A 443-nucleotide genomic window follows, 5' to 3' on the forward strand; every position below is an offset into this window, starting at 1 on the left:
ATTGCCCAGGAGCGGGTAGCGATCTCCGGTAAGATCACTCCGCCGCTGGGAGAAGATCCCCAGGGCATTTCTGTAATTAACCGTACTGCAAAGTCGGCCACTATTTCCAATGAAGCCGGAAATTTTAATATTAGAGCGGCTGCGGGAGATACACTTGATTTTGCTGCTTTGCAGTATCAGGATTTTTCGGTGGTAATTGATAAGGGAGTAGTAGAAAACCAAAAACTGAATGTTTTTATTTCTGAATCTGTAACCGAATTACCCGAAGTCGTAGTGTCTCCTTATGACCTATCGGGGAATGTTGAGGTTGACGTGGCACGAATCCCTGTGGCAGACATCAATCTTCCCACACAATCGGCTGCGGAGATCAATTCTTATGAGTACACTTTCCGACCCGATTCTCTCACTTCCCCTGCAAATGCGGCAATGAGGGAGGCTATGAT

The 443-nt window shown here is 46.7% G+C and carries 1 pseudogene; it reads left to right on the top strand.

From position 1 onward, the window contains the following. Positions 1-443 (top strand): annotated as a pseudogene (locus HC175_RS18785) (carboxypeptidase-like regulatory domain-containing protein); the annotation flags it as partial.

It is taken from the genome of Salinimicrobium oceani, assembly GCF_012037645.1.